Here is a 26026-nt window from a genome sequence, read left to right as displayed (position 1 = left end):
GGCATGCGGCGGCTGCGCGGCATCGTTTGCGCTCTAGCGCTTTTTCCAGTCCCGGCTGCACAAGCCGATTTGTCCGCTCAGGCCATCGCCATGAATTGTCTGAATTGCCACGCTAGCGGCCAGGCGGCGAGCCGTTTGCCCGAGCTTGGCCGTCTCAGCGCCGCCGAACTGGAGCAGGCCTTGCTGGCGTTTAAGTACGACAGGCGGACTGCAACGTTGATGCCGCGGCTGGTCAAGGCTTATAGCGATGCGGAGCTTGTCGCCGTGGCGGCCTATCTGGGCCGGCACTGATGCGATCCGTATTGTCGCGGCGTCGATTTCTGAGCGGCTGTGTCGGGTTGGGGGCCGGCTTACTGGCCGGCTGCAGCCGGTGGCCGTCGTTAGGTGCTGTCGAGCCGCGAGTGGTGGTGGTCGGCGGCGGTTTCGCCGGTGCCACTGTCGCCAAATATCTGAAAATATTGGACGGCGGGATTCGCGTTACGCTGGTCGAAGCGCAATCCCGTTATACCACTTGTCCGGCCAGCAATTGGCTGTTTGCCGGGCTGGGTGACATGGAGCGACTGCGCGTGGATTATCAGGCGCTACGCAGCCGTTATGGCGTGGAAGTAGTGGCCGATACCGCTGCGGCATTGGATTTGTCCCGGAAACGGGTGCAGTTGCAAAGCGGTGGCGCTCAGGCTTACGACCGCCTGATCCTGGCGCCTGGGATCGATTTTCGTTGGGATGTAATCGCCGGTTACGATTCGGCAGCCGCCGAACGCTTCCCGCACGCCTGGAAGGCCGGGCCGCAGACCTTGGTCCTGTTGCGGCAAGTGCAGGCCATGCCGGATGGTGGCGTAGTGTTGATCGCAGTGCCGGCGGACCCGTACCGCTGTCCGCCGGGGCCTTACGAGCGGGCCAGCATGATGGCATTCTGGCTGAAGCAACACAAACCGCGGGCCAAGATTCTGATTCTCGACGCCAAGCGCAGTTTCTCCAAACAGGCCTTGTTCGAAGCCGGCTGGGCCAAGCATTACGGTTACGGGACGCCGAACAGCCTGATCGAATGGCATAGTCTGGCCGACAATCCGTTGCTGGAATTGCACGCCGATGCCAAGACTCTGGTCAGCGAGTTCGGCGACCGTTTTACCGGCGACGTGCTGAACATCATTCCGCCGCAAACGGCCGGCTCGATTGCGCGACAAAGCGGCTTGGCCGATGCCGGCGGCTGGTGTCCGGTCCGGCCGGCCAGCGCACAATCGAGATTCGACGAGTTTGTGCATGTGATTGGCGATGCGGCCAACTATGCGCCGATTCCGAAGTCGGCCTTTGCCGCCAATTCCGAAGCGAAAGCCTGTGCTTTCGCGGTTGTGTCGCTGTTGCGGGAACAGCCGTTAGCCGAGGCGCATTGGCTGAATACCTGTTATAGCTTGGTAACGCCGGAGCACGGGATTTCGGTGGCCGGAGTTTACAAGCCCGATACCGGCAATACGGTCAGTCCGGTCAGCGGGGCGGGCGGTGTCAGCGTCGGAAAAGATGCCGAAGTCGAGCGGGCCGAAGCCGAATATGCGCAAATTGTCTACCGCAATTTGGTGGCGGATAGTTTCGGTTGATTTGGTTTTCTCATTAAAAATTATAAATTTCAAAAGGTTGGGCGTTGTTTTTTGGAGATTTGTTTCTATTGTTTTGCTTTGCTTTTGAAAAAAAATAAGAAAGCAATTTTTCGGCCAAAATTAACCAGTATTTACCTTGGAAGGCGCGGGAATGGCAAAACAGCATGTTACAATCGCCGCATTTATCCATTCTGGTTGACTGCGTGAAGAAAAGCCCGCTTTTGCAAATCCTGTTGTTGAGCATGTTGACCGGCAAAGCTGTCCAGGCAAGCAGTTTTGTAGTCGAGGACATCAAGGTCAAGGGGTTGCAACGGATTTCGGCTGGTACCGTCTATAACTATTTACCGGTCAACGTCGGCGAAACCTTTACCGAAGACAAGCAAGCCCAGGCGATTCGGGCATTGTTCAATACCGGTTTTTTCAAGGATATTGCGCTGGAGCGCGACGGCGGTACTTTGGTCGTCAATGTCGTGGAGCGGCCCTCCGTCGCCAAAGTGGTGATCGAGGGCAATAAAGACATCAAGAAGGAAGATCTGACCGAAGCTTTGAAGAAAATCGGTTTGGCCGAGGGCAAGGTCTACAACAAGCAGGTTTTGGATAAGGTCGAACAAGAGCTGCGCCGCCAGTATTTCAGTCACGGTAAATACGGTCTCAAAATCAAGACCGAAGTCACCGAACTCACCCGTAACCGGGTCGGCATTCACATCGATATTTCCGAAGGCCGGGTTGCCAAGATCAAACAGATCAATATCGTCGGCAGCAAGTCGTTTTCCAACGATGTATTGCGCAAGGAATTCGAATTAAGCACTACCAACTTCCTGTCGTTTTATTCGAAAGACGACCAATATTCGAAACAGAAGCTGTCCGCCGACTTGGAAAAGCTGCGCTCGTATTACCTGGACCGCGGTTATATCAATTTTTCGATCGAATCGACCCAGGTCGACATCACGGCCGATAAAAAGGAAATTTACATAACGATCAACGTCAAGGAAGGCGACGTGTACATGCTGGACAAGGTCAAATTGTCGGGCGATTTGATCGTGCCGCCGGAAGAGCTAATCAAACTGGTCAAGGTCGGTCCCGGCGAAATTTTCTCGCGCAAGAACGCAACCGAAACCTCCAAAGCGATTTCCGATCGGCTGGGCGATGAAGGCTATACCTTTGCCAACGTCAACATGGTGCCGGAGATCAACGAACCAAACAAAACCGTAGCGATGACGTTCTTCGTCGACCCGGGTAAGCGGGTTTACGTGCGGCGCATCAATATCAAGGGCAACACCAAGACCCGCGACGAAGTTATCCGCCGCGAAGCCCGGCAGATGGAGTCCAGCTGGGCTGCCAGCAGCAAGATCGAGCGCACCAAAACCCGTCTCGACCGCTTGGGTTATTTCGAAGAAGTCGGCGTCGAGACTCCGCCGGTGGTTGGCGCGGCGGATCAAATCGACGTGAATTATTCGATCAAGGAAAAAGCTTCCGGTAACTTGCAGGCCGGTATCGGTTATTCCCAGGTGCAAGGCATCATCTTCAATGCCAACGTGTCGCAGGACAATATTTTCGGTACCGGCAAACGCGTCGATTTCGCCTTCAATAACAGCAGTATCTTGACCCGCTACAACCTGGGCTTTACCGACCCTTACTACACCTTGGATGGCGTGGCGCTCGGTTATAACCTGGGCTATACCTCGCGTAACGCGTACGCCGCCAACCTGGCCAGTTACAACACCAACATTACCAATGCCGGCGTCAATTTCGGGATTCCGTTGAACGAATTCGACCGGATCGGTTTCGACGTCGAATTGAAGCGCACCGAAATCGAAAACACGACCTTGTCGTCGGATACGATTTTGAGGTTTTTGGGGTTTAGCAAGGGCGATCCGTTGGTAACCAAGTCCAAAAGTTTCAACACCTTATCCACCTCGATGGGCTGGACCCACGATACGCTGGACCGGGCCACCTTCGCTCACAGCGGCGGTCAGCAGCGGGTATCGGGTTTGATCACGGTGCCGGGCAGTGATTTGGAATATTTCAAGATCGGTTACAAGCATCAGCATTATTTTCCGTTGTCCAACGACTTTACCTTCCGCTTGCTGGGCGAAGTCGCTCACGGCGACAGTTATGGCGGCGATTCCGGTCTGCCGTTCTTCGAAAACTATTTCGCCGGCGGTACCAACGACGTACGTGGTTTCATGCAGAATACGCTCGGTATCATCGATACCAACGACTTGAATCCGACCAATACTTTCCGGCGCCCGGTCGGTGGTTCCACCAAAATGATCGGCAAGGCCGAGTTGTTTTTCCCAGTGCCATTTTTGAGCGACGTCAAGTCGGTCCGGATCGGTTCGTTTATCGACGCCGGAACTTTGGCGCCGGGACTCAATACCGGGGACCTGAAAAAATACTTCCGTTATTCGGTCGGTTTGAGCGGCGAATGGTTGTCGCCGTTCGGGGCCTTGGCCGTTAGTGTCGCCCAGCCGATGAATACCGAAGATACCGACCGGACCCAGGCTTTCCAGTTTACCTTCGGTTCCGGATTTTAGTTCAGTTCAGGCCGGTTTTGCCCTATAATCGTCGCTGCGTTTTGTCTTAACTCATAATTGACCGGAGATGGTTTTAACCATGAAAAATAGAATTTCTTTGTTTTTAATGCTGATGATTTTTGCCGGCATAAGCCACGCGGAGCTGAAAATCGGCTTTGTTAATGTGCTTAAAGTATTGGAGAAAGCGCCGCAAGCGGCAAAAGCAAAAAACCGCCTGGAAACCGAATTCTCGCCCCGGGACAAAGCGTTGGCTGCCCAACAAAAAGAAATCAAAACGCTGGAAGAGAAATTGGGTCGTGATAGTGCCGTGATGAGTGACGACGAGCGCCGCAGACTGGAAAAAGACGTATTGGATAAAAAACGCGAATTCACTAGAGCGCAACAGGAATTAAGTGAAGATTATCAGATGCGCCGCAATGAAGAGTTGGGTACTTTGCAAAAACGCATCGTAGAAGCTGTCAGAGCGCTGGCGAAAGAAGAATCTTTCGATTTGTTGTTGACCGACGGCGTGATTTACTCCAACGACCAAATTGATGTCACCAGTCGCGTCCAACAAAAGCTGGAAACCCTGTCGCAGTAAATTCTTCGCGGCTTTCCTGATCCAAATATCGGAAAGCCGCCGCTCAGTTTTACGGAAGGCTTGAGTTTGTCGCGCCTTCCAGTCCACCCGTCTTCATCTAAGCGCTATGGCCGGAACACTCGATATTCTGCAGATTCAGAAACTACTCCCGCATCGTTACCCGTTTTTGTTGGTGGATAAAGTGGTTGATTGCGAGCCCGGCATTAGCTTGAAGGCTTTGAAAAACGTCACTTTCAACGAGCCTTTCTTTCAGGGGCATTTCCCAAGCCAGCCGATCATGCCCGGCGTATTGATTATGGAAGCACTCGCGCAAGCCACGGCTTTGTTGACTTCGCAAAGCGACGACAAGCTGGGCGAGGGTGCCGTCTATTATCTGGCCGGAATCGACAATGCCCGCTTCAAGCGGCAAGTGGTGCCGGGCGACCAGCTGTGTCTGCATGTGACTTACCTGAAACACAAGCGCCATTTGTGGTCGTTCGATTGCAGGGCCGAAGTCGACGGCGAACTGGCAGCCAGCGCGCAAATCATGTGCGCCGTGTCGGTGGCTTAAATGATCGATCCCAGAGCGATTGTCCATCCACACGCCGATTTGGCGGAAGACGTTAGCGTCGGCCCGTTCACGGTAATCGGGCCGGACGTGCAAATCGATGCCGGGACCGAGATCGGGCCGCACGTGGTGATCAAGGGGCCGACCGCGATTGGCCGAGATAACAAAATTTACCAATTCTCGTCGATCGGCGAAGACCCGCAGGATAAAAAATACGCCGACGAAATTACTCGGCTGGAAATCGGCGACCGCAACGTGGTCCGCGAATTCTGCACCATGCACCGCGGCACTCAGCAGGATCAAGGCTTGACCTTGATCGGCAGCGATAACTTGTTTATGGCTTACACCCACGTGGCCCACGATTGTGTGATCGGCGACCATGTCATCATGGCCAACGGCGCATCGATTGCCGGTCACGTTCACCTCGGCGACCATGCCATTCTCGGCGGTTTTACCTTGGTCCATCAGTTTACCCAGATCGGCGAGTATAGCTTTTCGGCAATGGGCAGCGCGATCACCCAGGATATTCCGCCTTACGTGATGGTGGGGGGGCGGCCGACCCGTCCGCACGGCATCAACTCGGTCGGTATGGAGCGCAACGGCAAGTCGCCGGAAGTGATCCGCCAGATTCGTCAGGCCTACAAAATCCTGTACAAAAACAATCTGCGCCTGGAAGACGCGATCGAAGAAATGGAAGGCATGGCCGGCGAAAGCAACGAACTCTCCAATATGGTCAGTTTCTTGCGTAATGTCACGCGCGGCATCCTCCGCTAATTCCCCGCTACTGATCGCCGGCATCGACGAAGTCGGACGCGGCTGCATCGTCGGCCCGGTGGTCGCGGCAGCGGTGATTCTGGATCCGGCCCGGCCCATCGCCGGGCTGGCCGATTCGAAAAAACTCACCGAAAAACGCCGCGTCGCGCTGGCCGAAGAGATCCAGGCCCAGGCCCTGGCGTGGGCGGTCGGTCGGGCCGAAGCCAGCGAAATCGACGCCATCAATATCCTGCAAGCCACCTTTGTCGCGATGCGGCGCGCCTATACGCAATTACCGATCAAGCCCGATTACATCAAGGTCGACGGCAATCGCCTGCCCGGCATAACGTGTCCCGGCGAAGCGGTCGTCGGCGGCGACGCGCTGATCGCCGAAATCTCCGCGGCCTCGATCCTGGCTAAAGTCGCCCGCGACAGCGAAATGGCGGTGTTGGATCGGCTGTATCCCGGCTACCATTTTGCCGGCCACAAAGGCTATCCCACTCAAGTCCACCTGGCAGCGTTGGCACAACTGGGCGTTACGCCGCAGCACCGCCGTTCCTACGCGCCCGTGAAAAAATTCCTCTAAGCCGATGAGTCCGAGCTTCGTTCATCTGCGTATTCATACCGAGTTTTCGCTGGTCGACGGCATCGTCCGGATCAAGCCGCTGGTAAAAAAACTCGGCGAATTTCAAATGCCGGCCGCAGCTATCACCGAACAGAGCAATCTGTTCTCGCTGGTCAAATTCTACAAGGCCGCGCAAGGGGCCGGAATCAAACCGATAGCCGGCGCCGATGTCTGGATTTATAACCCCGAAGAGCCGACGGCGCCGCATCGCTTGACCTTGCTGGCCCGCAACCAGCCGGGTTACGTGACGCTGACCGAGTTGGTTTCCCGCGGTTATCAGGAGGGCCAACACCAGGGCATTCCGATGCTGCAGAAAGATTGGATTGCCGAAAACCACAACGGCTTGATCGCGTTGTCCGCGGCGATGCAGGGCGACATCGGTGCCGCGCTGCTGGCGGAGAATCGGGCTCAGGCCCGCGCCTGCGCCGAATTTTGGAGCGGTTTGTTCCCCGATTGTTTTTATCTGGAATTGCAACGCGTCGGCAAGTCGGACGAAGAACGCTATATTGCTCTGGCGGTGGAGTTAGCCGCCGAAATGGACCTGCCGGTCGTTGCCACTAACGACGTGCGCTTTTTAAACCCCAGCGACTTCGAAGCCCATGAAGTGCGGGTCTGCATTCACCAGGGTCGGGTACTCGACGATAGCCGGCGGCCGAAAGACTATACCAATCAGCAGTATCTGCGTAGCGCCGAAGAAATGGCCGAGTTGTTCGCCGATATTCCGGAAGCTTTGCAAAACAGCGTCGAAATCGCCAAGCGTTGCACCGTCGAATTGCGCCTGGGCGAAAACTTTCTGCCGGATTTCGAAGTGCCGGATGGCATGACGCTGGCCGATTATTTCAAGCAAGCCTCGCGCGAAGGTCTGGAGGAGCGCTTGCAACAGCATGCGCCTGTTGGTAACGGCAGCTTCGAGGAAAACCGCAAGGTCTACGACCAACGGCTGGAAATCGAGCTGAACGTGATCGTGCAGATGGGTTTCCCCGGCTACTTCATGATCGTTGCCGATTTCATCCAATGGGCCAAGAACAACGACATTCCGGTCGGGCCGGGCCGGGGGTCCGGCGCCGGCTCCCTGGTGGCGTATGCGTTGAAGATCACCGACCTCGATCCGATCGAATTCGATCTACTGTTTGAACGCTTCTTGAATCCCGAGCGGGTGTCGATGCCCGACTTTGACATCGACTTCTGCATGGAACGCCGCGACGAGGTGATCGATTATGTTGCCCGCCATTACGGTCGCGATCACGTCTCGCAGATCATTACCTACGGCTCGATGGCGGCCAAGGCGGTGATCCGCGACGTGGGTAGGGTGATGGGTCATGCCTACGGTTTTGTTGACCGGCTGGCGAAACTGATTCCGTTCGAAATCGGCATGACGCTGGACAAGGCCTTACAGGAAAGCCAGGAGCTGAAAGACCTGTACGAAGCCGAAGAAGAGGTCAAACAACTGGTCGACATGGCCCGCTCGCTGGAAGGTATTTCCCGCAACGCCGGCAAGCATGCTGGGGGCGTGGTGATTGCGCCGACCAAACTCACCGATTTTTCGCCGCTGTATTGCGAGCAGGGTGGTGGCAACCTGGTGACGCAGTTCGACAAGGACGACGTCGAAGCGGTCGGGTTGGTTAAATTCGACTTCTTGGGCCTGCGCACGCTGACCATTATCGATTGGGCGTTACAGACCATTAACCGCCAGCGCGCCGAAAAAGGCGAGCCGCCGATCGATATCGCCCAGATTCCGCGTGACGATTTGCCCAGTTACGAGTTGTTGAAAAACGCCCAGACCACGGCGGTGTTCCAGCTCGAATCCAGCGGCATGAAGGCGCTGATCAAAAAGCTCAAACCCGATTGCTTCGATGACATCATCGCGCTGGTGGCGCTGTTCCGACCCGGCCCGCTGGAGTCGGGCATGGTTGACGACTACATCAACGTCAAGCACGGCGCCAAGGCCGAGTATGCCCATCCGTTGCTGGAGCCCATTCTCAAGCCGACCAACGGCGTGATTTTGTACCAGGAGCAGGTGATGCAAATCGCCCGCGAAATGGCGAGCTATACCCTGGGCGGCGCCGACATGCTGCGGCGGGCGATGGGTAAGAAAAAGCCGGAAGAAATGGCCAAGGAGCGTGCCAAATTCACCGAGGGTGCGATCAAGAACCAGATCGACCAGAGCATTGCGACCTACATCTTCGACTTGATGGAAAAGTTCGCCGGCTACGGTTTCAACAAGTCGCACTCGGCGGCCTACGCACTGGTGGCCTATCAGACCGCCTGGCTGAAAGCGCATTACCCGGCCGCGTTCATGGCGGCAGTGATGTCGTCTGACATGGACAACACCGATAAGGTGGTGGTGTTGATCGAGGAATGTCGGGAGATGAAACTACAAATCTGCCCGCCCGATATCAATCTGTCCGACTTCCGTTTCACGGTCAACGATAAGGGCGAGATCGTGTATGGCATTGGCGCGATCAAGGGCGTCGGCGAAAACGCGATCGACGATTTGCTAAAAGAACGTAACACCAACGGCCCTTATTCCGGCTTATACGACCTGTGCAAGCGGGTCGATCTGCGCAAAGTCAATCGTCGGGTGTTGGAAGCTTTGATCAAGGCCGGCGCGCTGGATTCGATCGACCCGAACCGCGCCGCGCACATGGCCGAGTTGACCACCGCGCTGCGGGTCGCCGAGCAACACGGCAAAATGGCGTTGGCCGGCCAGAACGACTTGTTTGGCTTGGGCGTCGAAGTCGAGGCAAGCGACAACGAGGCTGACGCCTATTCGACTATGGTCGAGCCCTGGACCGAAAAAGAAAAGCTGGAAGCCGAGAAGCAGACCCTGGGTTTGTTCCTGTCCGGTCATCCCATAGCCGAGTACTTGCCGGAGTTGAAGCACATCACTCACGGCACTCTGGGCAGCCTGGAAGTCGATGCCGGCCGGGCGCGCGGCAAGATGGAAGCCCGGGTGGCCGGCCTGATTGTGGAAATGCGCACCCGCCAGACCAAGCAGGGCAAGATGATGGGTTTTGCCACATTGGACGACCGTACCGGTCGCCTGGAAGTCGCCGCGTTTAGCGGTATTTTCGATAAATATCGGAATCTGTTGAGCAAAGATACGATTTTGATTGCCGAAGGCTCGCTGGCCATGGACGACTTTACCAATAGTCTACGCATGACCGCCGAGAAACTGTACGGCATGGAAGATGCGCGCGAAATATTTGCGCGCAGCATAACGCTGGAAATCGATATCGCGAGCGCCGATCTGCCAAGCGACTGGCTGGCGCGTTTGCGGGATACGCTGTTACCGTTCCGCGGCGGGCAATGTCCGCTGGAATTGGAATATCGCACGGCCAGCGATAAGGCGGCGCTGAAATTAGGCGACGAATGGCGGGTGCGCCCGGCGGACGAATTGTTGATCCGTTTGCGCAGGCTGTTAAACGAAGGCAGCGTTAAAGTCAGATATTAAGCAATGTTGATTTGGCAATGCTAACCGTTGCCCAGGCTTTGGATTCTGCCTGGATGGTGCTAGGCTGCTTGTATGTGAATGTGTAGTCCGACACCTGGCTGATTTTTATGGGGGGAAGAATGCGCGGATCGCTTGGTTTTATCTCCTGTAGATTTATTGCAGCTCATTTGTGGCTGGTGTGTGCGGGCGCAGTTTGCGCCGATGATGGGGGCTATCAGAAAGCTCAAGCCGCCAAGGCCGAAGTGACCAATGGTATTGTGCTGCGCGCCGACCACAGCGGCCACTTTCGCGGCAAGTTATGGGTTAACGGTAAAGAACTGCCGTTTTTAATCGACACTGGGGCCACCGTCATCGCGATTCCGATGAAGTTCGCGCTGGAAGCGCGCTTACCGTTCGGCAGCCAAGTGGACATGGCTACCGCCGGCGGCAGAACAATCGACAAACAGACGGTTATCGACAGTCTGGTGATCGGTGACACCGAGTTGAAACATGTCGAAGCGGTTCTGAATCAGCACCTGACCGAGATTTTATTGGGTATGAATACTCTGAGGTTTTTCAAAATGACCCAATCCGGCGATCTGCTGACCTTGCAGTTGAATAAGCAATTGATCAAACAGAACCATCTGGAGGATCGGGTGACAGCGCTGGAAGAAGCCCGTCCGCATAGCCAAGGCCAGCCGGTAACCGACTATTACGTGTCGCCCAACCCGATAACTAAATCGGTGGAGTGCGATTCACGCAACCATTGCGTCACCAGGTTCGGCAATTGATCCTTCTAAGCTATTTAAATCGGCCTTTTAGCATCAGCGTTTGCCAAAGGTGGCGATCCTTGCGCTCGAAATTGGCGTTTCCGTCGGCTTGGCGGTCCGCTTCGTCTTTGGCTTTGGCCTCCCTCAGCACGTCGCGGTAGGAGCGGTTAACGCTCTAGGCGTATTCGGCTTGTTGTTTGTCTTTTTCTTTCGCGATGGTTTTGGGCGGCTCAGGGTCGTAACGCTCGGCCAGTTCGTCCGCTAACGCTTTCAGGTTTTGGCCGATGGTCAGCAGCCATTTGGAGTTGTGGTATTTATCGGTGTCGAGCTTGAAATATTTGAGCAACTCATCGCGCAGATTGAAGCCGTACACCACCGGTTCGCCGCTTTTTTGTTGAAAATCGTAGGCAATGTAAAAATCCAGGGGTTCCTTGGGATTTTTGTCGAAAATAAGCTTCGCACTTTCCATCGAGTAATTTAGCGACTCGATAAACTGCAGGCGCGCGGCTTCCAGCTCGTCGAAAATGAAGTCGTCGCCGATCTGTTTGATAATGTATTTCATACGCTGCTCCGGTGAGGCCGATTGACGGCGCGGCATTGAATTGCGGGTTGAATCTCGTTGGCGATTCTATCGGTAAAATTCGGTTTCCGATTGGGGTTGAGATACTTGTCGTGCTCTTAAGCAGGGCTGACGCGCATAAAAAAGGGAGGCCTCAGCCTCCCTTCCGGAATTAACTCCTCGGTTTTAACGCTTAGCGGTCGGTACGCTTGTATTCGACGCGGCGGTTGTAGGCGCGGCCTTCGTCGGTATCGTTACTTTCGACCGGTTTTGATTCGCCGAAGCCGACTGCAGTTAAGCGTTTGCCGTCCACGCCCTGTTTAATCAGCTCGTTTCTGACGGCATTGGCGCGGCGCTCGGACAATTTCTCATTGTAAGCGTCGGTACCGTAGCTGTCGGTATGGCCTTGAATTTCAACGGTCAGACTGGGATTCAATTTCATCACTTCCACCGCATTCTGGATCAACGGGCTGTATTTGGATTTGATGTCGGCTTTGTCGAAATCGAACAGCAGACCGCGGAATGCCCAGCAGCCGTTTTTATCGACAATGGCACCCTTAGGCGTGTCGGCGCATTTATCGGCGCAGTTGTTGACACCGTCTTTATCGTCATCCAGTTTCGAGCAGTCGGCGACTGGGGTGCCGGCTTTGAAGAAGACGTTTTTGACGAATTCGCTCATGCCGTGCGGAGTGCTGATCGCCTCTGCGGTGGTTGAGAACCCGCAACCGGAGGCGTCGGCAATGCTTTGCAGTACGGCTTGACCTGCTTCGTCTTGCTCGTTGCCTACCCACACGGTGTAGATGCACAAGCGGTCGCCGTATTGTGCTTTCAGCGATTCGGCTGTGGGAGCCGGAGAGCTTTCCTCGATACCGTCGCTCAATACGATCATCGCGATGTTGCCGGAGGCGTTAGCCAAATCGTGGCTGGTTTCCTGCAGCGCGTCGGCTAAAGGGGTGCCGCCGCTGGAGCATTGCAAAGAGGTGAGCGCGCTGTCGAAGCCGGCTTGGGTGTAGTTTTGCACGGGCTGGTTCAGCTTGGTAGCGCTCCAATCCAGGCAAGGCCCGTAGCCGAAGCTGCGCAAGCCGGACATTAACGGAATGGAGGGGATGGTTTTGTTGAACTTGTTCAGCAGCGCTTTTTCGACATCCAGCTTGGTGCCACTATAATCCTGAGAATTGAGGTAGATACGGCTCATGGACGACGAAGAGTCGTTCACAATCAGGAAACTGTTGGCTTTTTGTACCAGTTTGCCCGATTTGACCAGCGCATTCAGATCTTCAGCCTGGAACGGCGGGAAGTTATTGCTCGACTGAGTGGCGCAGCCGGATAGTACTGCTCCAGCCAGAGCGGCCGTGATCATTAGGTTTTTTTTCATATATCAAGTCTCCTGGTTGTTATTCTTGGGCGGGCAAGGCTGGAGTGTTTGCCTTGGTGGATAAAGTCTAACATCAATCCCTTATTTTTTTATAGTTCATTCAATTGGGCTGCGTGCCGTGAAATAATAGCGGTTTGGCCTTGCCGTTGATTTTTTACCCGGAGACGCGTGATGCGAAATTGGCTTTTACTCAGTTTGTTGTTGGTGCAGTTCAATTCGGCCCTTGCCGACGATATTAAGCATGCTGCCGAGCAAGGCAATGCTCTGGCCCAAGCTAAGCTGGCATCGCGTTTGTTGTTGGGCCGCGATGGGGAGCAGAAAGACGAGGAACGAGCGGCATATTGGATGGAAAAGGCGGCCAACCAAGGCTTGGTGGATGCCCAAGTGGCGCTGGCAGCGATGTACGATCGCGGTTTGGGGCTTACCGCCGACCGCGATAAAGCCACCTATTGGTATGAAAAGGCCGCTGCCCAAGGTCATGGGACGTCTCTGGCCATCCTCGGTAAGAACGATGCTGCCAAGGGCAGCGTGCAATTCAATTATCAGGCGATGCGGCTGAATGCGTCGCGCTCGATTCCCGGCGAATACGCAAAGAAATTTTTAATCACGAAATAATTCGATAATGAGTATAAGAACCCGATTTGCTCCGAGTCCCACTGGCTATCTTCATGTTGGTGGTGCAAGAACTGCATTGTTTTCATGGCTTTATGCTAGAAAGCACGGCGGCCGCTTTATATTGCGGATCGAGGATACCGATCTGGAGCGTTCGAGCCAGGAATCGGTCAACGCGATTCTGGAGGGCATGACTTGGTTGGGCTTGGAATACGACGAAGGTCCGTTTTACCAAACCCAGCGCTTCGATCGTTATAAAGCAGTGATTCAGCAACTGCTCGACCAAGGCGATGCCTACCACTGCTACTGCAGTCGTGAAGAGCTCGATGCGTTGCGCGAGCAGCAAATGGCCAATAAGGAAAAGCCGCGTTACAACGGTAAATGCCGCCATTGTGTGTCCGACTCGCGGGGGGAGCCGGTGGTGCGCTTCAAAAATCCGGAAAGCGGCGAGGTGGTAATTGACGATTTGGTGAAAGGTCGTATCGTCGTTGCCAATAAGGAATTGGACGATTTGATCATCGCTCGTTCCGACGGTACCCCGACCTACAATTTGACCGTCGTCGTCGACGATATGGATATGGGGGTGACGCACGTCATTCGCGGCGACGATCACGTCAACAATACGCCCCGGCAGATCAATATCTTGCAAGCGTTGGGCGCGCAATTGCCGATTTATGCCCATGTGCCGATGATTCTGGGGTCGGACGGCGCGCGCCTGTCCAAACGCCATGGTGCGGTCAGTGTTATGCAATACCGCAACGACGGATATCTGCCGGAAGCATTGTTGAATTATCTGGTGCGATTGGGCTGGTCGCACGGCGATCAGGAATTGTTTTCGATCGAGGAAATGATCGAGTTGTTCGAGTTAGAAAAGGTAAACGTGTCGGCCTCTACCTTCAACACCGACAAGCTGGTTTGGTTAAATCACCAATACATGATGAACTCCGATCCGGCGCACGTGGCCCGGCATTTGGCATGGCACATGGGCGAGCGCGGCATCGATCCGGCCTGCGGCCCGGCGTTGAGCGAGGTCGTCAAAGCTCAGCGCGAACGCTGCAAGACTTTGGTGGATATGGCCAACGACAGCGTCTATTTCTACCGCGAGTTTGACGAGTACGACGACAAGGCCGTGAAGAAGAATTTCAAGGCCGGTGTCGATGCCGTTTTGCAGCACTTGCGCGATCAATTCAGTGCGCTGGAAGGCTGGGAGGCCGAGGCGCTGCATCAGGTCGTGCTGGATAGTGCCGAGCGGTTGGAACTAAACTTGGGTAAAGTCGCGCAGCCGTTGCGGGTAGCGGTGTGCGGCGGCAGCGTGTCGCCGGCTATAGACCTGACCTTGAAACTGCTGGGCCGCGAAAAAACCTTGAATCGCTTGGATCGGGCGATCGAGTTTATAAAAAAATTATAAATTCTCTGGACAAGGCTCTAAATATCCGTATAATACGAGAACTCAACTACGGGGCCATAGCTCAGCTGGGAGAGCGCTTGCATGGCATGCAAGAGGTCAGGAGTTCGATCCTCCTTGGCTCCACCAAATTAGTTGATTTAGTCCTAAGTCCCCATCGTCTAGTGGCCTAGGACACCGCCCTTTCACGGCGGTAACCGGGGTTCGAACCCCCGTGGGGACGCCAATCTGGCTAAAACCGGTCAAGGCCGGTAATCGCAAATCAAAAAATCAGCAGACGCCTCTGCTAATAGTCCTGAGTCCCCATCGTCTAGTGGCCTAGGACACCGCCCTTTCACGGCGGTAACCGGGGTTCGAACCCCCGTGGGGACGCCAATTCTCGTCATTCCTTTCCGTGATTTATCTGCAGCTGTTTTGCATCGGCTTGTGTCGGTCCGAACATCTCTAATTCAAATCCTTGAATGCCTCGATCAGTCGCTGTTTGACGTTCAGTTCAATGATTTCGCCGTGAGCAATGACAATGCGCCGCACATCCCAATCGAGAATCCGATGCGCACAACGAGATAGGCCGGTTCGATCCTTTATCAATAACTTCATGCTGCGCGACATCCCCAGCCGGCCGTAGACGCCGAGCAAGCGGGCGGCGAGCCGCGCCAATAAAGCATGGTCGTTACCGAAACAGAACAGCAGGTCCGTCAAAATCAGCGTGCCGCTTTGTTTATGTAACCACACGGTTTCATTGATAACCGGCAGCCCTTCGATAAACAGGCTGTCCAATTCTGCGGCCCATGGCGCTCCTTCCGCTGAAGGAACAATCGGAAAATCGGCTAAATCCGGCCGTTTTTCTGGTAGCCCCGGTGCAATATAACCTTGAGCGTCGCGGCAGGCCTGCAGAAAAGGTAAGAAGAATAGGTGATGGCTTTTGTTTGGTGCGATCACGTGTTTAACCGGGCCGATTTCGGCGATCGCGCCAATCAATTCCGGCGCAGGCAATATCGGGGAATGCACCCAGACTTCGCCATTGGCGAGCCTGACGAACGTTGCCCGGGTAGTCAAGTTTAGCGGACCGAACTTAAGCGGCTGTTGCGCATGCCAGATTTGGCCGGGAACCAGTGTTTGCAAGCTCATAAATCGATCCGGCCGCCGCTTCGCCGGTTTATTTGCCGATGTTTCCGCCATGCAGGCCGCACTCTTTTTTCGCGCTGTCCTCCCACCACCAGCGTCCGGCGCGTTCGTGTTGGTTCGGTAACACCGGCCGGGTGCAAGGCTCGCAGCCGATACTGATATAACCGTGTTGGTGCAGGTCGTTGTACGGCACCTGATATGCCTCGATGTAATCCCACACCTGAGCGGACGACCAATTCAGTAACGGATTGAACTTGACCAGCTGTTTGCCCGGACCGGAGAAGCCGGCGTCGAGCTGCACTTCCGGAATATCGCCACGAGTGTCCAGGCTCTGGTCTTTGCGTTGGCCCGTGATCCAGGCATCCAAGGTCGCCAATTTCCGTTTTAAAGGCTCGACCTTGCGGATGCCGCAACATTGTTGGTGGCCGTCTTCGTAAAAACTGAACAGGCCTTTTTCCTTGACGAATATATCCAACTGTCCGCGGTCGGGGCTCAAAATATCGATGGCGATGCCGTAATGCTTGCGCACTTTTTCGATGAAGCGGTAGGTTTCCGGATGCAGGCGGCCGGTATCTAAAGAAAACACCTGAATGTCTTTCCGGATGTTCAATGCCATATCGATCAACACCACATCCTCGGCGCCGCTGAAAGAAATGGCGATGTTGTCGAAATTGGCCAGCGCCGCTTTCAGAATGGTGCGCGGATTTTTGCCTTGCAGTTCGGTTTGGGCAGTGTTCAGATCGAATGCGGTCATAAATTAACTCTGGGCAAAGTAACGAGATAAAAATTCGTCGAAATCGAGCTCGTCGCCGGCTTCGATTTCAGCTTGTTTCTGCAGCGAGCTGGCGGCCAGTTCTTCGAATTGGCGCTGGCTGTTGGCATCCAGCGGTTCGGCGTTGAAATAATGTTTGTGCAAGGCCGAGGTGTTGCTGGCAAAGCAGCCGAATTCCTGGCCGTTTTCGCGCATGCAGGCCAGAATCCGTGCCGACGGCGTCAACGCCGGGTTGTCGACGACGGCGAGCTGCTGCTGCAAGGCGAGTTGGTAAGGTCGATCCAGGCTGCCGCGGTCGAGTACCGCGCAGATCGGTTGCATCGCGCAGAGGATGTCGTGCGCCCAATTTTGCAGGGTAACCGGAGTGCCGTTGCGGTTTAGCTCCAATCCGGGCCGGCGGCCCTGGTTGGCGACCAGCAACTGGTTGCTGTTGTTGACTTGAAACTCGTCCGGCCCCTGTGGCGGGCTATCGTGCAACAAGCAGTACAGCAAGAACGCCTCGACGAAACGGGCGGTGCTCTCGTCGATCCCGATCGGATTCAACAGGTTCAGGTCCAAAGAGCGCATTTCCACATACAACACGCCGCGGCGCTTCAGGGCTAAAGTCGGCTTCTCGCCGGATTTGGCGATTTGTTTCGGCCGCATGGTGCTGTAAAACTCGTTCTCGATTTGCAGGATATTGGCATTCAGCTGCTGGTAGTCGCCGTCGATCTTGACGCCAATCGCCTGGTATTCAGGATACGGTGTGTTGATCGCCGCACTCAGGCTTTGCACGTAACCTTCCAACGAGTTGTAGTCGATTTTCAGGCTGGCTTGGTTTTTACTTTTGTAGCCGATGTCGCTCATCCGCAGCGATGTGGCGTAAGGGTGGAACAAAGTATGGTCGTCGAATTCCTTGAACTGTTCCATCAGCTGCGGCCGGCTTTTGAAAAAAGTCTTGCAGATGGCCGGTGATGCGCCGAACAGGTACAAAATCAGCCAACCTTGGCGGTGGAAGTTGCGAATCAAGCCGAAATACGACTTGGAAATAAAGTCTTCCAGCGACAAGTCGCCGCCGTCGTAACCGTGCAGTGCCGGCCACAACGCTTCCGGTACCGAATAATTGAAATGAATGCCGGCGATCGCCTGCATGGTGCGGCCGTAACGATGCCACAAGCCCTTGCGATAGATGTGTTTCATCTTGCCGATATTCGAGCTGCCGTATTCGGCGATCGGAATGCTCAGATCGCCGTCGATGCCGCACGGCATGCTGGTGGCAAGCAGCATTTCGTCGCCCAGGTGCGGGTAAACGAACTGATGAATCTGATGCATGAAATGCAGCGTTTGCTTGATATCGGCGAACGGCGGCGTGATGAACTCCAGCAACGCTTCCGAATAGTCGGTGGTGATGTGGGGGTGAGTCAAGGCCGAGCCTAGGGCATGCGGGTGAGGGGTTTGCGCGATCAGGCCGTGTTCGGTGATACGGAGGCTTTCTTTCTCGATGCCTTTCAGACCTTGTTTTAGCAGGTATTGTTGATCGCGGTCGATCAGGTATTTGAGACGGTCGGGAAAGCAGCAATAAGTAATTATCATAAAGGAAAAGGTCGGCGCCTGTGGCGTCTGGAGTTAGCGGGCCATTATAAAGGCTGGTGTCCGGTTTATAGAAATCGGGCTGACATCGAATGGAGAGATGAGGCGGTGCGCCGGCCATTTCAAGGTTCGCCCGCGCAACAGCGTTTGTCGGGTTCCGCGTCGCTGTCTCGAGAGGTTATCTGTGTTGTAATACGCGCTTGATACCACATCCGGCGATTGCCGCTTCGAAACCCCGATATTTTGCTGATGACCCATAACCCCGCGCTGGACAAACTACGTAGCGTATTTGGCTACGACAGTTTTCGCGGCCAGCAGCACGCTATCATCGAACAACTGATTGCCGGTCGCGACGTATTGGTGTTGATGCCGACCGGCGGCGGCAAATCGTTGTGTTACCAGATTCCGGCCTTGGTGATGGACGGCGTCGGCATCGTCATCTCGCCGTTGATTGCCTTGATGCAAGACCAAGTCAGCGCCTTGCATCAGCTCGGCGTCAGAGCGGCGTACTTGAATTCCACCTTGTCTCTGGAGCAGGTGCGCGACATTGAACAGCGCTTGCAAAGCGGCGAGTTGGATTTGTTGTATATCGCGCCCGAGCGCTTATCCAATCCGCGCACCCAGGCCTTGTTCAACCGTTGCAAGATTGCCTTGTTCGCGATCGACGAGGCGCATTGTGTCTCGCAATGGGGCCACGATTTCCGCGCCGATTACCTGCAATTGTCGGTATTGCACCAGCAATTTCCGACGGTGCCGCGGATTGCGCTGACTGCAACCGCCGACGAACGTACCCGCCAGGAAATCATTAGCCGCTTGGCGCTGGAACAAGCCCAAGTTTTCGTCAGCGGCTTCGACCGACCCAACATTCGCTACCGGATCGTGCAGAAGGACAATGCCCGCCAGCAATTGCTGAGTTTTATCCGTAGTGAGCATCCCGGCGATACCGGCATCGTCTATTGCCTGTCGCGTAAAAAAGTCGAGGAAACCGCGGAGTGGCTCAACCAAAAAGGCCTGCGGGCGTTGCCTTACCACGCCGGTCTGGACCACCAACTGCGGCAGAAGAACCAGCACCAATTTTTGATGGAGGACGGCCTGATCATCGTCGCCACCATCGCCTTCGGTATGGGGATCGACAAGCCTAACGTGCGCTTCGTCGCCCATCTGGATTTGCCGAAGAGCATTGAGGCTTACTACCAGGAAACCGGCCGTGCCGGCCGCGACGGTTTGCCGGCCAACGCCTGGATGGCTTACGGTTTGCAGGACGTGTTGACCTTGCGCCAAATGCTGGGAGCCTCCAACGCCGATCCGGCCCATAAACGGGTGGAACTGCACAAGCTGGACGCGATGCTGGCCTTATGCGAAACGGTCAGTTGCCGGCGCCAGGCTTTGCTAGGCTATTTCGGTGACGTCCTGGAGCAGGCCTGCGGCAATTGCGATACCTGCCTGGAGCCGGTCGCGACCTGGGATGGCAGCCTGGCGGCGCAGCAGGCCTTGTCCTGTATCTACCGCACCGGCCAGCGTTTCGGCGTGACCTACCTGATCGACGTGTTGCTCGGCAAGGACGACGAACGCATCAAGCAATTCGGCCATGATTCGCAGTCGACTTTCGGCATCGGCAAGGCGCTCGACGAAAAGCGCTGGCGCTCGGTGTTCCGGCAATTGGTGGCCAAATCGTTGGTGGAGATCGACTTCGACGGCCACGGCAGTTTGCGTCTGGCCGACGCCTGCCGGCCGGTGCTGCGCGGCGAGCAAACCTTGATGCTGCGCAAGGATGTGCAAAGCGCCAAGACCCGGCGGGAGAAATACGAAAAACGCCAGCCGGGCGGGGCGGCGGATACGGCCCTGTGGGACGCGCTAAGGGCCAAGCGCAAACAGTTGGCCGACGAGCAGGACGTGCCGCCGTATGTGATTTTTCACGATGCGACGTTAATGGCGATGGTGGAGGCCCGGCCGCACAACCACCAGCAGTTGGGGCTGATTTCCGGCATCGGCCAGCGCAAGCTGGAATTGTACGGCGACGAGTTTTTGGCCGTCTTGGCCGAGTTCGATAACGCGGCAGAGCCGAGTTCCAGCTCCGATACCGTCGTCGAGAGTCTGGATTTGTTTCGCTTGGGTTATAGCGTGGAGCAGGTGGCGCGGCAGCGGGGCTTGAGCGAGGATACCGTTTACAACCACATGGCGAAAGCGTTGGAGTCGGGTTTGGTGGAGTTGGGCGATGTCCTGACCCTGTCGCCGGCAGAGCTCGGCGAAATCGAAGCCGCGTTACTGGTGCGGCCGGACGAGCAACGCAATGCATTGAAACCGGTATACGAACAGCTGGGTGGGGCTTACAGTTACGGCATACTGCGCTGCGTCCGGGCCGCGCTACAGCGGCAGACGGCCTAGACTTGAGCGACCTCTGCCAGCTGGAAGCAGTAGTCGGTTTTCAGGCAATGGTCCAGCCATTTCTGTAGAAAATAGTTCAAACGCCACTTGTAATCGCGAATTTCAATCAGGTCGCCGGGGTCCTGGTAGACCTTATCCACCGTCGGTCGGTCGTTGTCGCGGATGACTTCTGCCAGTTGGGCATCGAGATAGATTCGGATTTTGACCGCCGGTACCACCAGTTCCGAGCGTTGCTGATTGAAGCAGTGGGTTAGTTCGATGGTCAAGGTGTACGGATTGCGTTCCAGCACGTCCAGATAGAGAGCCGGTCTGTTCTGGGTCAACCCGATTGCGGATTTATCGAAGGAACGTAAATTAGGGATTAACTTGAACAATTTCTGGTAGTTGGATTCGCACAGCTGTTCCAGGCAAAACGAGGTGTTGACCGGCTGCACCAAGCTCATCGTCAATCTTCCCGATAGCAGGCGTTGGCGCTGGCGGTTTCCCACAACACCACTTGGTCGACGTTGAAGCCCTGCTGTTTGACGTACTGGTAAATCATTTTGCTGAGCACTTCGGCCGTGGGATGTTCGTCTATGGCCAGATATTGTTCGTTATTGGCGATCAGTGCCGGAATGATCGGGTCGTCTTTGTGCAACAGAAAATTATGGTCCAAGATGTCGTCGATAAAGCTTTCGACGCAGGCTTTGACGTCGGAAAAATCGCAGACCATGCCTTGCTGGTTGAGTTGTTCCTGCCGAATCGAAATGCTGGCCTTGACGCTGTGGCCGTGCAGGTTGCGGCACTTGCCCGGATGGTTCATCAGGCGGTGACCGTAACAAAAATAAACTTCTTTGGTGATGATATACATAGCGTGCGACTTCCTTGTGGAGCGGCGGATCGGGTCCTTAATTGCCTTTGATGCTTTTGATCGACGCGGCGATTTCGTAATTGCCGTCGTTTTGTTTGACGCTGCGCACGACTTCGATGAACGCGGTCATCGGCGGTGTGATCGGTGTTTTCGGCAGAATGCTCACTTCCAGAGCCAAGCCGATATCGAACGGGCGGGCGGCGATAAACGAGACGCCGGCGCCGCTCAGCGTGGTGCATCTGCCAGTGCTGACTTGGTCCGAGTCGGCCAACCGGTAAGTAATGTCGCAGTCGACGTCCATGCGGATGTAATCGCGTTTTTCATCATGAGTCAGCATTGAGTTCCTCCGATTCGAAGTGAGCGTGGTGGGTAAACGAACAATGGCGGGAGTGTACTATAAAAAAAACCGGTTCTGGGCAGGAAAACGTTGCGCTTGCACTTGACATGTTTATTTTGCCGAGCAGCTCAGGAATTTTGGGTTCCGTCGCCGGCCAGGCATTGGATAAGGGCGGATTTTGGGCTACGCGCCGGTGTCGGCGCTTGCCGGCACGCCCGGCCGTAATGCGCCTATTCCGTCAAGCCGGCAGCCTGCATATCGGCATGGTAAGACGACCTGACCAAAGGAGCGCTGGCAACCTGGCGGAAGCCCAATTCGCGGGCAATCTCGGCGTAACGGGCGAATTGGTCCGGATGGATGTATTCCCGTACCGGCAGGTGGTCTTTGCTAGGCTGCAGATACTGGCCCAGCGTCAGCATGCTGCAACCGTGGGCCAGCAAATCCCGCATGACTTGCACCACTTCGGCTTCGGTTTCGCCTATCCCCAGCATCAGGCCGGATTTGGTCGGCACCTGCGGCAAGCGTTGTTTGTGCTGTTCCAGTAATTGCAGCGAGGTTGAATAATCGGCGCCGGGACGGGCTTGCAGGTACAGGCGCGGCACCGTTTCCAGGTTGTGGTTGAACACGTCGCAAGGTTGGTTTTGCAAAATGTCGAGTGCTGTACCCATCCGGCCGCGGAAATCCGGTACCAATACTTCGATCGTGGTTTGCGGCGACTTGGCCCGGACTTGGGCTATGCAGGCGGCAAAATGGCCGGCACCGCCGTCGCGCAAATCGTCGCGGTTGACCGAGGTGATGACGACGTATTTCAAGCCCATCGCGGCGATGGTCTCGGCCAGATTGGCCGGTTCTTCCGGGTCCAGCGGCTCCGGTTTGCCGTGGGCGACGTCGCAGAACGGGCAGCGCCGGGTGCATAAATCGCCCATGATCATGAAGGTTGCGGTACCGTGGCTGAAACATTCGCCCAGATTGGGGCAGGCGGCTTCTTCGCAGACGCTATGCAAACGGTGTTCGCGCAGCGATTGCTTGATCTTGTTGACTTGGTCGCCGCTCGGCAGTTTGACCCGAATCCAATCCGGCTTGCGCAACGGCGGTTCGCCGGTCTGTTCCACTTTGACCGGTATCCGCGACAGCTTGTCGGCTTTGCGTTGGTGGGTTTGCGGGGTAGTGCGGGACGGGGCGTTGAATGTCATGGTTCGATAGCCTTCAGCAATTGGTGGACCAGCGGCACCGCCAGTTCTTGAGTCGATATCTTAACCCCCAAATCCGCGAGTTGGGTCACTTGCAGTCCGGGGTAGCCGCAGGGGTTGATGTCTCGAAACGGGCCGAGATCCATCGCGTTGTTGATACTGATACCGTGATAACAGCAGCCGCGTTTGACGCGCAAGCCCAGCGAAGCGATTTTGCGGCCTGCGACGTACACCCCCGGCGCATCGGGTCTGGCTGCTGCCGATATACCGTATTGGCTCAGCGTGGCGATGGCGGCGTTTTCCAGCAGGCTGACCATTTGCCGCGGCCCTTGGTTCAAGCGGCGTAAATCGGCCAACAGATACACTACCAGTTGGCCGGGGCCGTGGTAAGTGACTTGGCCGCCGCGGTCGGATTCGACGACGGGGATGTCGGTGTTAGCCAGCAGATGTTCGCGTTTGCCGTTCAGACCCAGCGTGTAGACTGGCGGATGTTCGACGATCCAGATTTGATCCGGACTGTCCGCCAGCCGGTCGGCTGTGTACTGTTGCATGGCGCGCCAGACTTCGACGTAGTCGCGCAGGCCCAACTGGCGCAGTTCGGTGTTGCCGTTCACGGGCGAACTTACAGCGCCATCAAGACGTCCGGGCAGGCGGTCAGGCCCAGATAGATTGCATCCAATTGTTCGCGGCTGGTGGCTTCGATGACGACGGTGACCGCCGTGTAATTGCCGCCTTTGCTGGGGCGGCTGGTGACGGCGCCCTCACGGATGTCCGGTACGTGGCGGCGAATGATTTCGACCACGATCGCGTCGAAGTCGTCGCGGCTTCTGCCCATGGCCTTGATCGGAAATTGGCAGGGGAATTCGAGTAAGGATTCGGATTCGGTCATGACAAAGCGTTCTTATAAGCTTGCAACAATTCGTCCATGCGTTTCCAGAGCGGGCCGGGTTTACCGTCGCCGATCGCGGCACCGTCCAGGTTTACCACCGGTACGATTTCGCGGGTGGAACTGACCACCCAGACTTCGCTGGCTTGTTGCAGCGCTTCCAGGGCGATGATGTCTTCCCGGTAAGGGATTTGGTGCGCTGCCGCCAATTCCAGAATCACGTCGCGGGTGATGCCTGGCAGGATTTCGTGGCCTTTCGGCGGCGTGATCAACTCGCCGTCGATAACGGCAAACAGATTGCTGGCAGCGCCCTCGATGACGTAACCGTTTTTGACCAGAATCGCTTCGGTGCAGCCGCGGTCGACGGCTTCCTGGCGTAGCAGGATGTTGGCCAGTAGCGTGATGGCTTTGATGTCGCACAATTGCCAGCGGGTGTCGTCCAACGTAATCGCTTTGATGCCCTCGCTACGGCCGGGGAAGGGCAGGATGTCGGCAGACATCGCGAACACGGTCGGCGTGGTCTGGGCCGGGAACGCGTGATCCCGTTTCGGCGCCCAGCCGCGGGTGACTTGCAGGTAAATGTATTGGTCGCGGCCGTCGTCGGCCAGTAGCGGCCGGAATATCGCTTCCCATTCGGCCACGCTATGCGACAGCGGCAAACGGATACCGGCCAGGCTGTTGTTCAGGCGGGCGATGTGGTCTTCCAGCCGGAACAGGCGGCCTTTGTAGGCCGGAATCACTTCGTAGACGCCGTCGCCGAACAAAAAGCCGCGGTCAAGTACCGAGACCTTGGCGTCCGCCAGCGGCAGGTATTCGCCGTTTAGATAGACTTGTTGCGTCATTCCTTCTCCAGCAAACCGATCGCGGCATCGTACAGGCGACGGAACAGGCCACCCTCGGCCACGCTATCCAACGTAACCAAAGGCTTGCTGGCAACCGGATCGCCGGCCAGGGTAATGTTCAAACTGCCGACGGTATCGCCTTTGTTGAGCGGGGCGAATACGCCTTTGTCGATCTGGGTTTCGGCTTTCAGTTCGTTGAAGTGCTTACGCGGCGCCGTAACGTACAGGTCTTCCGCCAATCCGACGGCCAATTTCGATGTCACGCCTTTGCGAATCCGAGTTTCGGCCAAGGCCTTGCCGCCCTCGTACAAGCGGTGGGTTTCGAAGAAACGGAACCCGTAATTCAGCAGCGACTGGCTTTCGTTGGAGCGGGCATTGGCGCTGGCGGTACCCATCACCACCGAGATCAGGCGCATGTCTTCGCGTTTGGCCGAAGCCACCATGCAGTAGCCGGCGTCGTCGGTAAAGCCGGTTTTCAGGCCGTCGACCGACGGATCGCGCCACAGCAGCAGATTGCGGTTTTGTTGGGTGATGCCGTTGTAGGTGAATTCCTTTTGCGAATCCCAGCGGTAGTATTCCGGAAATTCGCGGATGACCGCCTGCGCCAGCAGTGCCAAATCCCGCGCCGAGCTGTAATGGTTGGGGCTGGGCAGGCCGGTGGCGTTTTCGAAATGGCTGTTGGCCATGCCCAGGCGGCTGGCTTGTTCGTTCATCATCGTTGCGAACGTTTGCTCGCTGCCGGCGACGTGTTCGGCCAAGGCCACGCTGGCGTCGTTACCGGATTGGATGATCATGCCTTGCAGCAAGTCTTCGACCCGGACTTGTTTATTGACTTCGACAAACATTTTCGAGCCGCCGGTTTCCCAGGCGTTCTGGCTGATCGTGACTTTCTCGTCCAAGGTTAAATGTCCGGCTTTCAATTCGCGGAACACGACGTAGGCTGTCATGATTTTGGTCAAGCTGGCCGGTGCGACGCGCTTGTCGGCATCTTTCTCGGCCAGAATCCGACTGCTGTCGAAATCCAACAAAAAGTAACTGGAGGCGGCGACGCTGGGGGCGGCCGGGGTGAAAATCGGGCCGGCGGCTGACAAAGACAGGCTGGTGAACAGTAACAGCAGCCCGCCAAACAGGCTGAATGTCATGCGAAGAGGGTGTCTCATGATTGCGATATTCGTATGTCGTTCGGGAAGCCGGTATTGTATCACCCCCGGCTCCCGCTTAGAAAAACCCGAACGCCGGGGCCGCAATACGCAAGCGGTGTGCGTTCCGGTCGGCGTCCGAC

25 protein-coding genes and 3 tRNA genes are annotated in these 26026 nt (G+C 56.0%); 15 read left to right on the top strand and 13 right to left on the bottom strand.

Features of this window, described 5'->3' with window-relative positions:
- The first annotated feature begins 3 nt into the window (after positions 1-3).
- The 9 genes from ACH518_RS18300 to ACH518_RS18260 all read left to right on the top strand — a co-directional run bounded on the left by ACH518_RS18300 (position 4) and on the right by ACH518_RS18260 (position 10858).
- Entirely contained in the window at positions 4-291 is a 288-nt protein-coding gene (locus ACH518_RS18300) for a c-type cytochrome (protein WP_445371117.1), read from the top strand.
- Positions 291-1592 (top strand): FCSD flavin-binding domain-containing protein, encoded by a 1302-nt coding sequence (locus ACH518_RS18295; RefSeq protein WP_445371116.1) that lies wholly within the window; start codon positions 291-293, stop codon positions 1590-1592. The genes ACH518_RS18300 and ACH518_RS18295 overlap by 1 nt, the downstream gene beginning before the upstream one ends.
- Before the next feature lie 203 nt (positions 1593-1795).
- Entirely contained in the window at positions 1796-4129 is a 2334-nt protein-coding gene (bamA, locus tag ACH518_RS18290; RefSeq protein WP_445373016.1) for an outer membrane protein assembly factor BamA, read from the top strand.
- Between the two features lie 79 nt (positions 4130-4208).
- A complete protein-coding gene (locus ACH518_RS18285) occupies positions 4209-4709 on the top strand; it encodes an OmpH family outer membrane protein (protein ID WP_445371115.1) in 501 nt (166 codons plus the stop codon).
- Between the two features lie 106 nt (positions 4710-4815).
- Entirely contained in the window at positions 4816-5259 is a 444-nt protein-coding gene (gene fabZ / locus ACH518_RS18280; protein WP_140911332.1) for a 3-hydroxyacyl-ACP dehydratase FabZ, read from the top strand.
- The gene (gene lpxA / locus ACH518_RS18275; protein WP_445371114.1) at positions 5260-6030 is read left to right on the top strand and encodes an acyl-ACP--UDP-N-acetylglucosamine O-acyltransferase; all 771 of its coding nucleotides are present in this window, start codon (positions 5260-5262) and stop codon (positions 6028-6030) included.
- Positions 6005-6595: a ribonuclease HII gene (gene rnhB, locus ACH518_RS18270; protein ID WP_445371113.1), complete on the top strand. Its 591-nt coding sequence runs from the start codon at positions 6005-6007 to the stop codon at positions 6593-6595. Before lpxA ends, rnhB begins: the two co-directional genes overlap by 26 nt.
- 4 nt (positions 6596-6599) lie before the next feature.
- A complete protein-coding gene (gene dnaE / locus ACH518_RS18265; RefSeq protein ID WP_445371112.1) occupies positions 6600-10088 on the top strand; it encodes a DNA polymerase III subunit alpha in 3489 nt (1162 codons plus the stop codon).
- A 119-nt stretch (positions 10089-10207) separates the two neighbouring features.
- Positions 10208-10858, top strand: a complete 651-nt coding sequence (locus tag ACH518_RS18260; RefSeq protein WP_445371111.1) for a retropepsin-like aspartic protease family protein — start codon at positions 10208-10210, stop codon at positions 10856-10858.
- 154 nt (positions 10859-11012) lie between these two features.
- Here the strand turns inward: ACH518_RS18260 and ACH518_RS18255 are convergent, their stop codons facing one another.
- Both ACH518_RS18255 and ACH518_RS18250 read right to left on the bottom strand, forming a co-directional pair.
- On the bottom strand, positions 11013-11399 hold the full coding sequence (locus ACH518_RS18255; RefSeq protein ID WP_445371110.1) for a hypothetical protein: 387 nt from the start codon (positions 11397-11399) through the stop codon (positions 11013-11015).
- Between the two features lie 190 nt (positions 11400-11589).
- Positions 11590-12771 (bottom strand): OmpA family protein, encoded by a 1182-nt coding sequence (locus tag ACH518_RS18250; RefSeq protein WP_445371109.1) that lies wholly within the window; start codon positions 12769-12771, stop codon positions 11590-11592.
- A gap of 171 nt (positions 12772-12942) precedes the next feature.
- Between ACH518_RS18250 and ACH518_RS18245 the strand changes: the two genes are divergently transcribed.
- From ACH518_RS18245 to ACH518_RS18225, 5 genes are all read left to right on the top strand, one after another.
- The gene (locus ACH518_RS18245) at positions 12943-13386 is read left to right on the top strand and encodes a tetratricopeptide repeat protein (RefSeq protein WP_445371108.1); all 444 of its coding nucleotides are present in this window, start codon (positions 12943-12945) and stop codon (positions 13384-13386) included.
- Positions 13387-13393: 7 nt separating this feature from the next.
- Positions 13394-14791: a glutamate--tRNA ligase gene (gltX, locus tag ACH518_RS18240; RefSeq protein ID WP_445371107.1), complete on the top strand. Its 1398-nt coding sequence runs from the start codon at positions 13394-13396 to the stop codon at positions 14789-14791.
- Between the two features lie 50 nt (positions 14792-14841).
- Positions 14842-14917: transfer RNA gene (locus tag ACH518_RS18235), tRNA-Ala, on the top strand.
- Between the two features lie 21 nt (positions 14918-14938).
- Positions 14939-15014 (top strand) — tRNA-Glu (locus tag ACH518_RS18230).
- Positions 15015-15087: 73 nt separating this feature from the next.
- Positions 15088-15163 (top strand) — tRNA-Glu (locus tag ACH518_RS18225).
- Between the two features lie 69 nt (positions 15164-15232).
- On the opposite strand, the gene ACH518_RS18220 is transcribed toward ACH518_RS18225, so the two are convergent.
- Genes ACH518_RS18220 through gshA form a run of 3 tightly spaced genes read right to left on the bottom strand, consistent with a single transcriptional unit; the run spans position 15233 to position 18257 of the window.
- A complete protein-coding gene (locus tag ACH518_RS18220; RefSeq protein ID WP_445371106.1) occupies positions 15233-15916 on the bottom strand; it encodes a DUF4336 domain-containing protein in 684 nt (227 codons plus the stop codon).
- Between the two features lie 28 nt (positions 15917-15944).
- Positions 15945-16667 (bottom strand): phosphoadenylyl-sulfate reductase, encoded by a 723-nt coding sequence (locus ACH518_RS18215; RefSeq protein WP_445371105.1) that lies wholly within the window; start codon positions 16665-16667, stop codon positions 15945-15947.
- Between the two features lie 3 nt (positions 16668-16670).
- A complete protein-coding gene (gene gshA / locus ACH518_RS18210) occupies positions 16671-18257 on the bottom strand; it encodes a glutamate--cysteine ligase (RefSeq protein ID WP_445371104.1) in 1587 nt (528 codons plus the stop codon).
- A gap of 246 nt (positions 18258-18503) precedes the next feature.
- On the opposite strand from gshA, the gene recQ reads away from it, so the two are divergent.
- Positions 18504-20639: a DNA helicase RecQ gene (gene recQ / locus ACH518_RS18205; protein ID WP_445371103.1), complete on the top strand. Its 2136-nt coding sequence runs from the start codon at positions 18504-18506 to the stop codon at positions 20637-20639.
- Here the strand turns inward: recQ and ACH518_RS18200 are convergent.
- The 8 genes from ACH518_RS18200 to ACH518_RS18165 form a co-directional block, all read right to left on the bottom strand.
- Positions 20636-21082 (bottom strand): DUF1249 domain-containing protein, encoded by a 447-nt coding sequence (locus tag ACH518_RS18200; RefSeq protein ID WP_140910570.1) that lies wholly within the window; start codon positions 21080-21082, stop codon positions 20636-20638. The two genes, recQ and ACH518_RS18200, sit on opposite strands and share 4 nt — an antisense overlap.
- Before the next feature lie 2 nt (positions 21083-21084).
- Complete coding sequence (locus ACH518_RS18195; RefSeq protein ID WP_140910571.1) at positions 21085-21489, bottom strand: 6-pyruvoyl trahydropterin synthase family protein; 405 nt, start codon at positions 21487-21489, stop codon at positions 21085-21087.
- Between the two features lie 37 nt (positions 21490-21526).
- Positions 21527-21826, bottom strand: coding sequence for a PilZ domain-containing protein (locus ACH518_RS18190; protein WP_140910572.1), 300 nt, complete (start codon positions 21824-21826; stop codon positions 21527-21529).
- A 230-nt stretch (positions 21827-22056) separates the two neighbouring features.
- Entirely contained in the window at positions 22057-23019 is a 963-nt protein-coding gene (gene lipA / locus ACH518_RS18185) for a lipoyl synthase (protein WP_445371102.1), read from the bottom strand.
- A complete protein-coding gene (gene lipB, locus ACH518_RS18180; protein WP_445371101.1) occupies positions 23016-23630 on the bottom strand; it encodes a lipoyl(octanoyl) transferase LipB in 615 nt (204 codons plus the stop codon). Before lipB ends, lipA begins: the two co-directional genes overlap by 4 nt.
- Before the next feature lie 8 nt (positions 23631-23638).
- Positions 23639-23905, bottom strand: coding sequence for a YbeD family protein (locus ACH518_RS18175; RefSeq protein ID WP_140910575.1), 267 nt, complete (start codon positions 23903-23905; stop codon positions 23639-23641).
- A complete protein-coding gene (locus ACH518_RS18170; protein ID WP_445371100.1) occupies positions 23902-24744 on the bottom strand; it encodes a D-amino acid aminotransferase in 843 nt (280 codons plus the stop codon). The genes ACH518_RS18175 and ACH518_RS18170 overlap by 4 nt, the downstream gene beginning before the upstream one ends.
- A complete protein-coding gene (locus ACH518_RS18165; protein ID WP_445371099.1) occupies positions 24741-25904 on the bottom strand; it encodes a D-alanyl-D-alanine carboxypeptidase family protein in 1164 nt (387 codons plus the stop codon). The genes ACH518_RS18170 and ACH518_RS18165 overlap by 4 nt, the downstream gene beginning before the upstream one ends.
- Positions 25905-26026: the final 122 nt, after the last annotated feature.

This window comes from Methylomonas sp. HW2-6, from assembly GCF_052474525.1.
Note: the sequence above shows the minus strand (reverse complement) of the source record. Positions and strands in the feature narration are given on the sequence as shown.